This window comes from Thermus thermamylovorans (genome assembly GCF_004307015.1).
GTDB classification, from domain to species: domain Bacteria; phylum Deinococcota; class Deinococci; order Deinococcales; family Thermaceae; genus Thermus; species Thermus thermamylovorans.
The window spans coordinates 100,975-114,420 of record NZ_SIJL01000005.1; the positions used below are offsets into that span (position 1 = coordinate 100,975).

At 71.1% G+C, this 13,446-nt stretch carries 14 protein-coding genes; 6 read left to right on the top strand and 8 right to left on the bottom strand.

Annotated elements, in window-relative coordinates; all coding sequences use genetic code 11:
- The first annotated feature begins 21 nt into the window (after positions 1–21).
- Entirely contained in the window at positions 22–1,029 is a 1,008-nt protein-coding gene (locus ETP66_RS05330; protein WP_130841314.1) for a pyridoxal phosphate-dependent aminotransferase, read from the top strand.
- Here the strand turns inward: ETP66_RS05330 and ETP66_RS05335 are convergent.
- Together ETP66_RS05335 and rtcB are read right to left on the bottom strand one after the other, a co-directional pair.
- On the bottom strand, positions 1,026–2,501 hold the full coding sequence (locus ETP66_RS05335; protein ID WP_130841315.1) for a phosphodiester glycosidase family protein: 1,476 nt from the start codon (positions 2,499–2,501) through the stop codon (positions 1,026–1,028). The two genes, ETP66_RS05330 and ETP66_RS05335, sit on opposite strands and share 4 nt — an antisense overlap.
- 53 nt (positions 2,502–2,554) lie before the next feature.
- Positions 2,555–3,985, bottom strand: a complete 1,431-nt coding sequence (gene rtcB / locus ETP66_RS05340; protein WP_130841317.1) for an RNA ligase RtcB — start codon at positions 3,983–3,985, stop codon at positions 2,555–2,557.
- Positions 3,986–4,184: 199 nt separating this feature from the next.
- Between rtcB and ETP66_RS05345 the strand changes: the two genes are divergently transcribed.
- Both ETP66_RS05345 and ndk read left to right on the top strand, forming a co-directional pair.
- Entirely contained in the window at positions 4,185–5,114 is a 930-nt protein-coding gene (locus ETP66_RS05345) for a PP2C family protein-serine/threonine phosphatase (protein ID WP_130841319.1), read from the top strand.
- A 21-nt stretch (positions 5,115–5,135) separates the two neighbouring features.
- A complete protein-coding gene (gene ndk / locus ETP66_RS05350) occupies positions 5,136–5,549 on the top strand; it encodes a nucleoside-diphosphate kinase (protein WP_130841321.1) in 414 nt (137 codons plus the stop codon).
- 112 nt (positions 5,550–5,661) lie between these two features.
- On the opposite strand, the gene ETP66_RS05355 is transcribed toward ndk, so the two are convergent.
- The 3 genes from ETP66_RS05355 to folP all read right to left on the bottom strand — a co-directional run bounded on the left by ETP66_RS05355 (position 5,662) and on the right by folP (position 7,514).
- Positions 5,662–6,207 carry a LabA-like NYN domain-containing protein gene (locus tag ETP66_RS05355; protein ID WP_130841323.1) on the bottom strand — a complete coding sequence of 182 codons (546 nt, stop codon included), beginning with the start codon at positions 6,205–6,207 and terminating at the stop codon, positions 5,662–5,664.
- Positions 6,208–6,384: 177 nt separating this feature from the next.
- Positions 6,385–6,741 carry a dihydroneopterin aldolase gene (folB, locus tag ETP66_RS05360; RefSeq protein ID WP_130841325.1) on the bottom strand — a complete coding sequence of 119 codons (357 nt, stop codon included), beginning with the start codon at positions 6,739–6,741 and terminating at the stop codon, positions 6,385–6,387.
- Positions 6,742–6,743: 2 nt separating this feature from the next.
- Positions 6,744–7,514 (bottom strand): dihydropteroate synthase, encoded by a 771-nt coding sequence (folP, locus tag ETP66_RS05365; RefSeq protein WP_201738476.1) that lies wholly within the window; start codon positions 7,512–7,514, stop codon positions 6,744–6,746.
- Positions 7,515–7,653: 139 nt separating this feature from the next.
- Here folP and ETP66_RS05370 point away from each other — a divergent pair, with 139 nt between their 5' ends.
- The 3 genes from ETP66_RS05370 to ETP66_RS05380 all read left to right on the top strand — a co-directional run bounded on the left by ETP66_RS05370 (position 7,654) and on the right by ETP66_RS05380 (position 11,047).
- Complete coding sequence (locus ETP66_RS05370) at positions 7,654–8,862, top strand: MFS transporter (RefSeq protein ID WP_130841329.1); 1,209 nt, start codon at positions 7,654–7,656, stop codon at positions 8,860–8,862.
- A gap of 147 nt (positions 8,863–9,009) precedes the next feature.
- Positions 9,010–9,546, top strand: a complete 537-nt coding sequence (locus ETP66_RS05375) for a TRAP transporter small permease subunit (protein ID WP_130841331.1) — start codon at positions 9,010–9,012, stop codon at positions 9,544–9,546.
- A 1-nt stretch (position 9,547) separates the two neighbouring features.
- Entirely contained in the window at positions 9,548–11,047 is a 1,500-nt protein-coding gene (locus ETP66_RS05380) for a TRAP transporter large permease (RefSeq protein WP_130841333.1), read from the top strand.
- 123 nt (positions 11,048–11,170) lie between these two features.
- Here the strand turns inward: ETP66_RS05380 and ETP66_RS05385 are convergent, their stop codons facing one another.
- The 3 genes from ETP66_RS05385 to rnhB form a co-directional block, all read right to left on the bottom strand.
- On the bottom strand, positions 11,171–12,250 hold the full coding sequence (locus ETP66_RS05385; RefSeq protein ID WP_130841335.1) for a TRAP transporter substrate-binding protein: 1,080 nt from the start codon (positions 12,248–12,250) through the stop codon (positions 11,171–11,173).
- A gap of 84 nt (positions 12,251–12,334) precedes the next feature.
- Complete coding sequence (locus ETP66_RS05390; protein WP_130841336.1) at positions 12,335–12,805, bottom strand: hypothetical protein; 471 nt, start codon at positions 12,803–12,805, stop codon at positions 12,335–12,337.
- Positions 12,806–12,840: 35 nt separating this feature from the next.
- Positions 12,841–13,446, bottom strand: coding sequence for a ribonuclease HII (rnhB, locus tag ETP66_RS05395; RefSeq protein WP_130841338.1), 606 nt, complete (start codon positions 13,444–13,446; stop codon positions 12,841–12,843).

Sequence of the window (13,446 nt, forward strand, 5' to 3'; positions counted from 1 at the left end):
TTTCCCCCGCGGGGGCTTAGGATGGAGGATGTGATCGACGACGTGCTCAAGCCCATCCACGGGGGGCCGGATGGGGGCCCCGAACCCCTTTACGACTTCTCCACCAACGCCAACGCCCTGGGGCCCAACCCGGTGATCCTGGAATACCTGCGCCGGGCCGACCCCAGCCGCTACCCCGACCCCCTGTACCGCGGGCTCCGCCGGGCCCTGGCCGAGGCCCACGGGGTGCCGGAGGCCCAGGTGGCCGTGGGCACGGGGACCAGCGAGCTCATCCACCGCCTGGCCCGCTGGGGCTACCTGCGGGGCCCCCTCCTCCTCCTTCCCCCCACCTTCAGCGAGTACGCCCGGGCGGCCAGGGCCCTGGACCTGCCCCTCTGGGAGGCCCGAAGCCCCGAGGAGTTCCTGAGGCTCCTGCCCCGGAGTTCCCTGGCCTTTCTCTGCGTGCCCAACAACCCCACGGGGGAGGTCTACCCCTTCTTGCAGGAGGCGGCGGAACGGGCCGGGGGGGCCTTGGTCCTGGACCTGGCCTACTACGAGCTCCTGGAGGCCCCCCTTCCCCTGCCCCCGAGGGCCTGGCGGCTCTATAGCCCCAACAAGGCCCACGGCCTCACCGGGGTGCGGGCGGGCTACCTTCTCGCCCCCCTGGACCTGGATCGCTTCCAGAACCTGGCCCCCTCCTGGCCGGTCTCCGTCTACGGGGAGGCCCTCCTCCTGGGCCACCTGGACCCCGGGGCCCGGGCCTGGTTGGAGAGGGCGCGGGGGGAGCTCCACCGCCTCCGCCGGGAGCTGGCCCGGGGGCTGCGGGGGCTGGGCCTCGAGGTGCGGGAAAGCCCGGCCAACTTCCTCCTGGTGCGGGTGGGCAGGGCCACGGAGGTGGCCCGGGCCCTGCGGGCGCGGGGCATCCGGGTGCGGGACGCCACCAGCTTCGGCCTGCCCGAGTGGCTAAGGCTTTCCGCCCAGCGGGAAGAGGCCCAGGAGGCCCTCCTGGAGGCCCTGGCGGAGCTGGTCCCGGGGAGGGCCACCCGCTAGGGGGCGTAGAGGGCCAGGGCGCTCACCACGGGCCTGGGGGGGCCCTGGTAGGGGTTGCGGAGCTGGCCCCGAACCCAGAGCTGGGCCGAGCCTCCCCCGTCCATGCGGAGGGCGTTCCAGGCCCCCAGGGAGAGGAGGGCCCGGGCCAGCACCCCCGGGGTGGTGGGCTCGGAGACGAGGAGCCAGAGCCTCCCTTCCCGGGTCCAGGCCACCGCCGCCTGGGGGGCCACCGCCTGGAGGGGCCTGGGATCGCGGAAGTTCTCCCGTGCCGGGTCGAAGGCGTACTGGCCCTCCCGCACCAGGAGGGGCCCCCCCTCCAGGGCGTAGGCGAAGGGGGGGTCCAGGCGGCCGTAGAGGCCCAGGGGGTCCCCAGGCCGCAGGGGGAAGGGGGGGGCCCCCCGGGGGAAGGTGAGGGCCCAGGCCCCCGGGGGGAGGTCCTGGGGGGCGGGGAGGATGGCCTCCACCCGGTCCCCCCGCACCAGGGCCACCTCCTCCCCCTCCCGCCCCACGGGGCCCGGGACGGTGTGGGCGGTGTGGCGGGCCCTGGAGGCGTTCACCCCCACCCGCACCCGCTCCCCGCTCGGTCCCCGCACCACGGCCTCAAACTGGGGAAAGCCCAGGAAGAAGCGGAAGCCCTCCCACAGGAGGGCCACCCGGCCGAAGGGGTAGGCGACGGTGACCCCGTCCTGCACCCAAAGCCCGATGGGGGTGCCGCTCGCCGGGTCGAAGTACCCCCCGTTGAGGACCGCCAGGGCCCCCGGGGCCAGGTCCCGGGGAAGGGCCCTGGCCCCGGGCCTGCCCACGGGGAGGAGGCGGCCCCCTGCGGCCTCCACCAGGTAGAGCCTCAGGGGCTCGGGGGCGAAGGCCCAGACCTCCCGGTAGCGCACCCCGGGGGCCAGGGCCTCCTCCACCTCCGGGGCCAGGGGGTAGAGGTCCAGGACCAGCCTGGGGGGGTCCTGGAGGGGGAAGAGGCGGTAGCGGAGGAGCCGGCCCGGGGCCTCCAGCCGAAGTTCCGTCCCCTCGGGGAGGAAACGGGTCTGGACCTGCACCCCCTGGGGCCAGGAGGCCTGAAGGGCCCCGGGGGCCAGGTAGGGGAGGAGGAGGGAGAGGCGCTCCCTCCCCCCTCCCTCCTGGGCGGGGCCCCCGTGGAGGGCAGGGAGGTCCAGGACCAGGCGGAAGGCCCGGCCCTGGACCCCGAAACGTGTCCCCGCCTCAGGAACCTGGAAATATCCCAGGCGTTTCAGGGCCTCCAGGGGCACCCGCTCCCGGTCCGGGAGGGGAAGGGAGGGGTCTGGGGGCTCGGCCCAGCCCACCCCGGGCACATAGACCAGCCGCACCCCGGCCCCCTCGTACACCCAGGCCCCCCCTTCCTCGCGGAAGCTGAGGCCAAAGGCCCCAGCGGGCAAGAGGCTCTGGCCGAGGCCAAGGGAGAAGAGGACCCAAAGGCCGAGGAGGGAAGCGAGGCGCCTCATCTCCCCATGAAAGCAGAAGGGGGTGAGAGCACCCTGATACGGCCCTAAGCCCCCTAGCCCTTCACCACGATGAGGGGTCTCAGGCGGGCCACCTTCCTCCCGATCCCCGCCCCCTGCACCGCCTCCACCACCACGGAGACGTCCTTGTAGGCCTCGGGCATCTCCTCGTCCACCGTGGCCCGGGTGGCGGCCCGCACCAGGATGCCCCTTTCCGCAAGCTCCTTCACCAGGTTGCGCTCCCGGGCCACCCGCTTGGCCTGGTGACGGCTCATCTTGCGCCCGGCCCCATGGCAGCTACTGCCAAAGGAAAGGGCCATGGCCCCTTCCGTCCCCGCCAGCACGTAGGAGTAGCGGCCCATGTCCCCAGGTACCAGGACGGGCTGGCCCACCCTGCGGTACTCCGCGGGGACCTCCGGGTGGCCGGGGCCGAAGGCCCGGGTGGCCCCCTTGCGGTGGACCAGGACCCTCTTCCCCCCGTGCTCCTCGAACTTGGCGTTGTTGTGGGCCAGGTCGTAGAGCACCCTTAGGCCGTGGTCCTTGGGGGCGTAACCCACGGCCTCAAAGGCCTCCCGCACGAAGTGGGCGATGAGCTGGCGGTTGGCGAAGGCGAAGTTGGCGGCGGCGGCCATGGCCTGGAGGTAGTCCTCCCCCTCGGGGCTCCTTATGGGGGCCGCGGCCAGCTGCTTGTCCACAAGCTCAATCCCGTAGCGGGGGGCGGCCTTCAGGAAGCGCTCCACGTAGTCCTGGCAGACCTGGTGGCCCAGGCCCCGGCTTCCCGTGTGGATGAGGACGGTGATCTGGTTTGGGAAAAGCCCAAAGGCTTCCGCCACCTCGCCGTCGTAGATCTCGTCCACGTACTGCACCTCGAGGAAGTGGTTCCCGCTTCCCAGGGTGCCGATCTGGGGAGCCCCCCGCTCAAAGGCCCTGTCCGAAACCTTGTCGGGGTTGGCCCAGGGGAGGCGGCCCTCGGACTCGATGAAGCGCAGGTCCTCCGGGTAGCCGAAGCCCCGCCTCGTGAGCCAGCCCGCCCCTTCCTTGAGGATCTCCTTGAGCTCCTTTTTGCTGAAGCGCACGTCCTTGCGCTCACTCCCCACCCCCGAGGGGACCAGGCGAAAGAGGGCGTCGGCGAGTTCCTTCTGCCTGGGAAGGAGGTCCTCCAGGGTGAGGTGGGAGGCGAGGAGGCGTACCCCACAGTTAACGTCAAAACCCACCCCTCCCGGGCTCACCACCCCCCCCGCCTCGGGGTCGAAGGCCGCCACCCCGCCGATGGGGAAGCCGTAGCCCCAGTGGATGTCGGGCATGGCCAGGGCGGGCTCCACGATCCCCGGCAGGGTGGCCACGTTCATGAGCTGCTGCAAGGAGGCGTAGCCTTCCCCCTCGAGGTCCTGCAAAATCGCCTCCGAGGCGAAAAACACCGCATCCACCCGCATCTTCCCCTGGCGGGGGATGCGGTAGGTGTAGGGGGCGATTCGTTCGAAGCGCATGGCGCCCTCCCAAAACAAAACCGCCGGGCTTTTGGGCCCGGGCTTACCCTTAGGCTACCGCGGTATGCGCTATGCGTCAAGGCTATGCGGCGATCCCCCCCTTCCGCCGGGCCACACCGCGTACAGGGAGGCCGCACCCGCCCCCTCACCGGGGCCCCCACCCTGCCCGCGGCAGGGTAGGGTGGTATAAAATCCCCCCGTGCCCGGGCTGGTCTTCGCCCTGGAAACCCACCCCGGCCGCAAACGTCCCAAGAACGAGGACGCGGTGGGCTACGCCCTCACCCCCTGGGGCGGGGCCTTCGTGGTGGCGGACGGGATGGGGGGGCACCGCACGGGGGAGGTGGCGGCCCGGCTGGCAGTGGACACCGTCCTCGCCCACCTGCAGGGGACCGACCCCTCCCCCAAGGTCCTCCTGGAAGCCCTGGAGCGGGCCAACGAGGCCATCTACCTGGAGGCCCAGCGTCCCGAGAACCGGGGCATGGGCACCACCGCCACCTGCCTCCTTTTGGATTTGCCCTATGCCCTGATCGCCCACGTGGGAGACTCCCGGGCCTACCTCCTGCGCCGGGGGGAGCTTGCCCTCCTCACCGAGGACCACTCCTGGGTGGCGGAGAGGGTACGCCAGGGCCTCCTCTCCCCCGAGGAGGCCAAGACCCACCGCTGGCGCAACGTGATCACCAACGCCCTGGGCTCCTTCCCCCAGGCCCGGGTGGACCTCCTGGGCCTCAAGGCGGAGCCCGGGGACGCCTTCTTGCTCTGCACCGACGGGCTTTCCGGGGTGCTGGAGGACCGCACCCTCCTGGAGGTGCTGAAGAACTTCCCCCCGGAGGAGGCCGCCCGCCGCCTGGTGGCCCTGGCCAACGAGTGGGGGGGGCCCGACAACGTGAGCGCCCTGGTGGTGCGCCTGCCCGAGGAGCTGCCCAAAGGGGCCCGGCCCTACGCCCTCCCCCTGGAGGCGGCGGGGGGGCAGCCGGTGCGCCTGAAACTGGGGGAGGAGCCTGAGGAGCTGCCCACCCAGGTGCTGGAGCCCGAGGCGCGGCGTCCCCGGGTGGCCTGGCGGGACGCCCTCCTCATCCTCCTCTGGGTGGTGGTGGTGGCCTATATCCTCCTGGGCTACTTCCGGCCCTAGACCTGCTAGACTCCTAGGGGTATGGAGCGCACCTTCGTGATGGTGAAACCCGACGGGGTCAGGCGCGGCCTGGTGGGGGAGATCCTCGCCCGCTTTGAGCGCAAGGGCTTCCGCCTGGTGGGCCTGAAGCTCATGCGCATCTCCCAGGAGTTGGCGGAGAGGCACTACGCCGAGCACCGGGAGAAGCCCTTCTTCCCCGGCCTGGTGAGCTTCATCACCTCGGGGCCGGTGGTGGCCCTGGTCCTGGAGGGCCCGGGCGCGGTGGCCGAGGTGCGGAAGATGATGGGGGCCACCCACCCCAAGGACGCCCTTCCCGGCACCCTCCGCGGGGACTTCGCCACCACCATCGACGAAAACGTGGTCCACGGCTCGGCGAGCCTCGAGGACGCCGAGCGGGAAATCGGCCTCTTCTTCCGCCCGGAGGAACTGCTCTAAGCACCCCGTCGTGGCCTGCGCCACGACGGGGCCCCAGGGACGCCGTGGGCAGGCCCCTTTGCCCCCATTCTGTGAGGCGGCCCCCCGGGGAAGAAGCCCGCGGGGGGTGGCGTCACTCCCCGCTTTCCGGGGCCTGGGGGAGGCTTTGCGCCCGGAGGCGCTCCCAGGGGAAGTCGTCCAGGGGGTAGAAGCGGTCCGCCTGCTGGGCCAGGCGGTGGGAGGAGAGGGCGTGGAAGGTGGTGTTCTCCACCTGCTTGCCCATGTCCTGCACCACCCGCACCACCTCGGCGAAGTCCCCGTCCCCGGAGACCAAAACCGCCACGTCGTAGGCGTCCGCGTAGGCCAGGCGCAGGATGTCGATGGCGATTTGGATGTCCACCCCCTTTTCCACGAACCCCTCGGTGCGGCGCTCCAGCCGGCCCAGGCGCACGGTCACGTAGGGAACCCGCTTCAGGTAGTTGAGGAAGCTCTGGTGGGCCTTGGCCGCGGGGTCCTCCGGGGGCAGGGGGGCGTTGTAGTAGTAGGCCCTGAGAAGCCGCCGCCCCGCGGTGAGGAGGGTGATGAACTCGATGAAGTTCAGCCGGTAGTCCGAGCCCAGGTGCTGCACCAGCCCCTTGTAGAGGTTGGAGCCGTCGATAAATATGGCCACCCTTTCCATACGCAGGCCCGCCCCTTCACCGGGCCCCCTCAGTTTAGCCCATGGGGGTGAGGGAGTTCATAGCCCACCGCTCAATGAGCGGTGGGGAGGGCATAGGGCTATCGGCTTTGCCCTTTCGGGCGGGGTCATCCTACCACAGGCTTCCCATGAGCGCAAGATGAGGGGAGGAAACGCCCTCTAGGAGCGCCTCCTCTCCGTTTCCGCGTACACGTCGCGGAAGACCCCGGGGATGGGGGCGTGGGGCTTGTGCACCCGCACCCGCACCGCCTGAAGGCGGGGGAAGGCCCGGAGGAGCTCCTCCGCCAGGTGGTCGGCCAGGGCCTCGATCAGGTAAAACCGTCGGCGGCGCACCGCCGCCTCCACCAGGGCGTAGACCTGGGCGTAGTCCACGGTCTCCTCCAGCCGGTCCCCCTTGCCCTCGAAGGGCACCTGGAGCCAGAGGTCCACCACGAACCGGGCCCCAAGCCGCCCCTCCTCGGGCCGCACCCCGTGGTGGCCGTAGAACTCCAGGCCCAAAAGGGCGATCTCCCCCACGGCTACCCCCAAAGGGCGTTCCAGACGGAGAGGGCCTCCCGGTGGGCCTTTACGTCGTGGACCCGAAGGAGCCTCGCCCCCTTCATGGCGGCGTAGAGGTGGGCGGCCACGGAGCCCAGGACCCGCTCCCGGGGCTCCTCCACCCCCGTGAGCTCCCCGATGGTGCGCTTGCGGGAGAGCCCCACCAGAACCGGGTGGCCCAGCCCCACGATGGCCTCCAGGCGGCGGAGGAGGGCCAGGTTGTGCTCCAGGAGCTTCCCGAAGCCGAAGCCCGGGTCCAGGACCACCTGGGGCACCCCCGCCCTCAGGGCCCCCTCCGCCTGGGCCTCCAGGAAGGCCCGCACCTCGGCCACCACGTCCCGGTAGCGGGCGTGGGCCATCATGGCCCGCGGGTCGGGGACGGGCATGTGCATGACCACCGCCGCCACCCCAAAGCGGGCGCAAAGGGCCACCATGCGCTCGTCCCTGAGGCCCGTCACGTCGTTCAGGAGGTGGGCCCCCAGCCTCAGGGCCTCCGCCGCCACCTCGGGTTTGCGGGTGTCCACGCTCACCGGCACCCCCAGGCCCAGGACAGCCTCCAACACAGGGAGGAGCCGCCTTTTCTCCTCCTCCAGGGGCACGGGCTCCGCCCCCGGGCGGGTGGACTCGGCCCCCAGGTCCAGGAGGTCTGCCCCCTCGGCCACCAGGGCCTTGGCCCGCTCCAGGGCCCGTTCCGGATCCAGGTAGAGGCCGCCGTCGGAAAAGGAGTCGGGGGTGAGGTTGAGGACGCCCATGAGGCGGGGGCGGGAGAGGTCCAGGGCGCGGTCGCGAAGCCAGAGGACGGGCACGGTAGGGATTATATCGGAGGAAGGGGGCGGGGGCCCGTCCCGGAAGGACCTGCCCGCGGGCCTGGGCTCTGGTAAGGTGGGGCCCATGCCCCGCGGCCCCGGGTGGTTCCTCGCCCTTTCCGCCTACTGGTTCGCCACCAGCCTCAAGTGGTTCCTGGTCCTCCTGGTGATCCTCCCTGCCAAGGTGGCGGAGCTCTCCCCCCCGGAGGAGCGGGCCTCGAGGCTCGGCTTCCTCTTCGCCCTGGGGGCGGTGATGGCCATCCTGGGCCCGCCCCTCATGGGCTACCTCTCGGACCGCCTGGGAAGGCGGCGGCCCTTTTTGCTCCTGGGAAGCCTCCTCACCGCCACGGCCCTCCTCCTCCTGGTCCACGCCCCCAGCTACGGCCTCCTCCTCCTGGCCTACCTGCTCCTGCAGGTGGGGGACGACCTGGCCACCGGGCCCTACTCGGCCCTCATCCCCGACCTGGTGCCCCGGGGAGAGCGGGGGACGGCCGCGGGGTACATGGGGGTCTTGCAGGTGTCCGGGCAGGTGCTGGGGGGGGTGGTGGGCTTCCTCCTGCCCCTGGCCCCCCAGGCCCACCTGGCGGCCCTGGTGAACCTCCTGGGGGCCCTGGCCAGCGCCCGGGTGGTCCCCGACCGCCTTCCGCGCCGGAACCCCAGGCCCCTCCTCACCGCCCTGGCCGCCCCCTGGGGGGACCGGGACTTCCTCCTGGTCTACCTCACCCGCTTCCTGGTGATGCTGGGCTTCTACCTGGCCCAGACCTACCTGCAGTACTACCTGGCGGACGCGGTGCGGACCTTCCAGGCCCTGGGCCGGACCCTCACCGAGGAGCCTTTCCAGGCGGTGGCCCTCCTGGGCCTCCTCATCTCCCTGGGGGCGGCCCTGGCCAGCCTGCCCGCGGGGCGGGCCTCGGACCGCCTCGGGCGCAAGCCCCTCATCTACCTTTCGGGGGCGGGGCTGGGCCTCCTCATGCCCTTCCTCCTCCTCTTCCCCCGCTACGACCTCTTCCTGGGCCTGGCCCTCTTCTTCGGCCTCTTCTACGGGGTGTACCTGGCGGTGGACTGGGCCCTGGTGGCCGATGTCCTCCGGGACCCCGAGGCCCACGCCACGGACATGGGCCTGTGGCAGACCTCCATCGTGGTGCCCCAGGTGCTGGCGGGGGCCTTCGGGCGGCCCTTGGACCTCCTGAACGCCCGGGAGGAGGGGCTGGGGTACCTGGTCCTCTTCCTCCTGGCCGGGGGGTTCTTCCTCCTGGGGGCCTTCCTGGTGGCCCCCATCCGCCGGGCCCGGTGAGGCAGCCCCTTGCCTTCAGGGGCCCAGGGGGGCGAGAATATGCCCCATAACCCCAAGGGGCCAGCCGGGCGAGGCCCTTGCCCTGGCCGCGTTGACGCCCTACCGGCCCCTGGGTAGCATGGTGCGGGTTAGCCAAGGAGGTTGGGAATGCGCATTCTCTTGCAGGTTTCGCGGGGCATAGACGCCTTGACCGAGGGGGTGGGGCGGGTCGTCCTCTGGCTGGTGCTCCTGGTAGCCCTCCTCTCCGCAGGCAACGCCCTCATGCGCTACGGCTTCAGCTACAGCTCCAACGCCTACCTCGAGGCCCAGTGGTACATGTTCAGCCTCATCTTCCTCTTCGGGGGGGCCTACGCCCTGAAGCACAACGCCCACGTGCGCATCGACCTGGTCTTCGGCCGCCTTTCCAAAAGGACCCAGGCCTGGATCGACGTGGTGGGCACGGTGCTCTTCCTCCTGCCCATGGCGGCGGGGGTGATCTACCTGGCCTGGCCCTGGGCCATGGCCTCCTGGAGCATCCGGGAGATGTCCCCCGACGTGGGGGGCCTGCCCCGCTGGCCCATCAAGCTGGCCCTGCCCCTGGGCTTCGCCCTCCTCTTCCTCCAGGGAATCTCGGAGCTCATCAAGCGGGTGGCCTTCCTCACCGGGCACCTCCCCCTGCCGGGGGAGGAGAAGGGGGTGATGTAGGGTGGACCTCTACGCCCTCATGCCCCCCCTGATGTTCCTGGCCCTGATCCTCTTCCTCCTCTCCGGCTACCCCGTGGCCTTCGCCCTAGGCGCGGTGGGCATCGTTTTCGGCTTTTTGGGCATCGCCCTGGACCTCTTCCCTGCACCGCTTCTCCGGGCCATGCCCGACCGCATCTTCGGCATCATGTCCAACCAGCTCCTCCTGGCCATCCCCTTCTTCACCTTCATGGGGATCATCCTGCAGCGGAGCGGCCTGGCCGAGGCCCTTTTGGACACCATGGGCAAGCTCTTCGGCCCCTTCCGGGGGGGGCTGGCCTTGAGCGTGGTCTTCGTGGGGGCCATCCTGGCCGCCACCACCGGGGTCGTCGCCGCCAGCGTCATGGCCATGGGGCTCATCTCCCTGCCCGTCATGCTCAAGTACGGCTACAACCCCCGCTTCGCCAGCGGGGTGATCCTGGGCTCGGCCACCCTGGCCCAGATCGTCCCCCCCAGCGTGGTCCTCATCGTCATGGCCGACCAGCTGGGGGTGAGCGTGGGGGACATGTACCGGGCGGCCCTGATCCCCGCCGCCTTCACCGTGGGGCTCTACTTCCTCTACGTGATCTACGTGGCCCTCTTCCGCCCCCAGTGGGCCCCGGCCCTGCCCCCGGAGGCCCGGCCCGAGGCGGGCCGGGAGGGGGAGGCGGTCTTCGCCCTCCTCTCCTACCTCCTGGTGGGGGTGGGGGCCTGGCGGCTGGGGGAGTTCCTGCGCCTGCCCGCCTGGCTGGAGGGCCTGGAGGTCCTCCTGGCCCTGGCCCTTTGGACCCTGGTTCTCCTGCCGCGGATCCGGGGGAACCCCCTCCTGCGGCGGGCCCTCCTCTCCATGGTCCCCCCCTTGGTCCTCATCTTCCTGGTGCTGGGCACGGTGCTCCTGGGCATCGCCACCCCCACGGAGGCCGGGGCCATGGGGGTGGTGGGGGCCCTGGTCCTGGCGGCCCTGAACCGGAGGCTCTCCTTCCCCGTCCTCTACGGGGCCATGGAGAGCACGGCCAAGCTCACCGCCTTCGTCATCTTCATCCTCATCGGCTCCACCCTCTTCAGCCTGATCTTCCGGGCGGTGGACGGGGATTACTGGATCGAGGGCTTCTTCACCCGGCTCCCCGGGGGGGAGGCGGGCTTCGTCCTCTTCGTCATGGTCCTGGTCTTCCTCCTGGGCTTCTTCATCGACTTCTTCGAGATCGCCTTCATCGTCCTCCCCCTCCTGGCCATCGGGGCCGAGGCCCTAGGCATCGACAAGCTCTGGTTCGGTCTCCTGGTGGGGGTGAACCTGCAGACCTCCTTCCTCACCCCCCCCTTCGGCTTCGCCCTCTTCTACCTGAGGAACGTGGCCCCGGCCTCGGTGCGCACCGGGGACATCTACATCTCGGGGGCCCCCTTCATCGGCCTGCAGCTTTTGGTCCTCCTCCTGGTCTACCTCCTCAAGGACCCCATCCTGGCCTTCGCCCGGGGCCTGGGGTGGTGATACCACCCCACGGGGACCTCGTCCCCGTGGGGGCCCCGGTGATACCCAGGGCCTCCCCCGAGGCGGACCCCAAACCCGCCCCGGCCGGGCCCTGGCCCGGCCGGGACAGGGGCTTTGCCGGACCTAGGGGTTGGGGAAGGCGTAGCTGGCGTAGCCCAGCTCGGCCACGTTGAACCAGCGGTACTGCTCCTGGCGGAAGTTGCGCCAGGCGGTGTAGACCCGGCGGTAGGTGGCGTCCCTGGCCGCCTCCTCCTCGTACCAGGCGAAGGCGGCCTGCTGGGCGGCCCGCATGATCTCTGCGGACCAGCGGCGCAGCTGCACCCCGGCCCGCACCAGCCGTTGCAGGGCCTGGGTGTTCACCTGGTCGTACTTGGCCAGCATCCACTGGTTGGCCTCCGCGGCGGCCACCTCGACCGCCTGCTGGTACTCCCGGGGCAGGCGGCCCCATTCCCGGAGGTTGATGTAGAAGGAGAGCATGGGACCGGGCTCATGCCAGCCGGGGTAGTAGTAGAAGCGGGCCACCCGGTGGAAGCCGAGCTTCTCGTCGTCGTAGGGACCCACCCACTCGGCGGCGTCCACCACGCCCCGCTCCAGGGCGGGGTAGATGTCACCCCCCGCCAGCACCTGGGGCACCACCCCGAGCCGGCTCATCACCTGCCCCCCGGGGCCGGGGATGCGCATCTTGAGGCCCCGCAGGTCGGCCACGGTGCGGATCTCGCGGCGGAACCAGCCCCCCATCTGCGCCCCGGTGTTCCCCCCGGGGAACTGGATGATGCCGAAGTCGGCGAAGATGGGGCGGAAGAGCTCGATGCCGCCCCCGAAGTACATCCAGGCGTTCTGCTGCCGGGCGGTGAGGCCGAAGGGCACCGAGGTGTCGAAGGCCAGGACCTGGGCCTTGCCCACGTAGTAGTAGCTGGCGGTGTGGCCGATCTCCACCGTGCCCGCCTGCACCGCGTCCATCACCTGGAGCCCGGGCACGATCTCCCCCGCCTGGTGGGGCCGGATCTGGAAGCGGCCGCCGGTGAGGGCGGAAACCCGCTCGGCGAAGAGCTCCGCCGCCCCGTAGATGGTGTCCAGGCTCCGGGGGAAGCTGCTGGCGAGCCGCCACCGGACGGTGGGGGTGGCCTGGGCGAAGACCGGGCCAAAAGCCGCGCTGGCGGCCACGCCGATACCTGCCTTCTTCAAAAACCCACGCCTATCCATGTTTTGACCTCCTTGGCGGTCGGGAGGGATTATACCCGGGGCCTCCCTGGGGCTGCAAGCCCCCGAGCGCATGTTCTTGCAGCCTCAACGGACATAGAAGAAAGTTTCTGCCACCTGGTGGCGGGTGGCCCGGGAAGCCTCCACGTAGACCCGAAGCCTCGCGTCCCAGTTGGCGTAGCGCCCCTCCAAGCGCACCCTGCCCGGAGGGGCATCGGTGTAGACCGCCCGCACCCGGTGGAGGCCCCGGGGCGGGGTGAGGGCGTAGCGGTAAGCCCCTGGGGGGAGCAGGTGGGTGCCCCGGTCCAGGTAGAGGCGGTCGAACTCGTAGGTGAAACCGTCCGGGTCCCGGGCCACAAGGGTCACCCAGCCTGGGGCGGCCAGGGTGAGGAGGAAGCGCACCTCCTCCCCCACGAAGTAGGTGGCCCCCACCCCCCGGTCGGGCTCGAAGCGCAGGATGGCCGGGGTGAGGTCCAGGCGGTAGGTGAGGCTCACCCCCTCCAGGGTCAAGGTGCAGGCGGAAAGGAGGCCCGCCATAAGGATCAGAACCGGGCGCATGGGCACCTCCTCCCCCAGCCTAGCCCAAAGCCCGCCTATCCCCCTTCAGGAAACCTTAAGGCCGCCTGGGCCACGGGGGCGTAGCGCTTACGGTGGACCGGGGAAGGCCCCAGGCGGGCCAGGGCCTCCCGGTGCTCCGGGGTGCCGTAGCCCTTGTGCCGGGCGAAGCCGTAGCCGGGGTAGAGGTGGTCCAGCTCCTCCATGAGGCGGTCCCGGTATACCTTGGCCAGGATGCTGGCCGCGGCCACGCTGGGGCTATGCCGGTCCGCCCTGGGAGGGGCAAACAGGGGCAGGGAGGTGGCCACCCGGAGGTAGTCGGTGACCAACGCCTCCGGAGGGGGGTTCAAAAGGGCCAAAGCCCGCTCCGCCGCCAGCAGGGTGGCCCCAAGCGGCCCAAGGCGGTCCACCTCCGCCACCTCCGCCACCCCTAGGGCCAAGGCCAAGGCCACCCGCCGCACCGCCTCCGCCAGGCGCGCCCGTTCCTCAGGCCCTAGGAGCTTGGAGTCCCGGAAGGGGTAGACCCCGGGGGGCAGGACCACCGCCCCCACCACGATGGGCCCCGCCCAGGCCCCCCTTCCTGCCTCGTCCACCCCGGCCACCTGGAGGCCCTTCCGCCAGAAAGGGGTTTCCAAAGGCTCCAT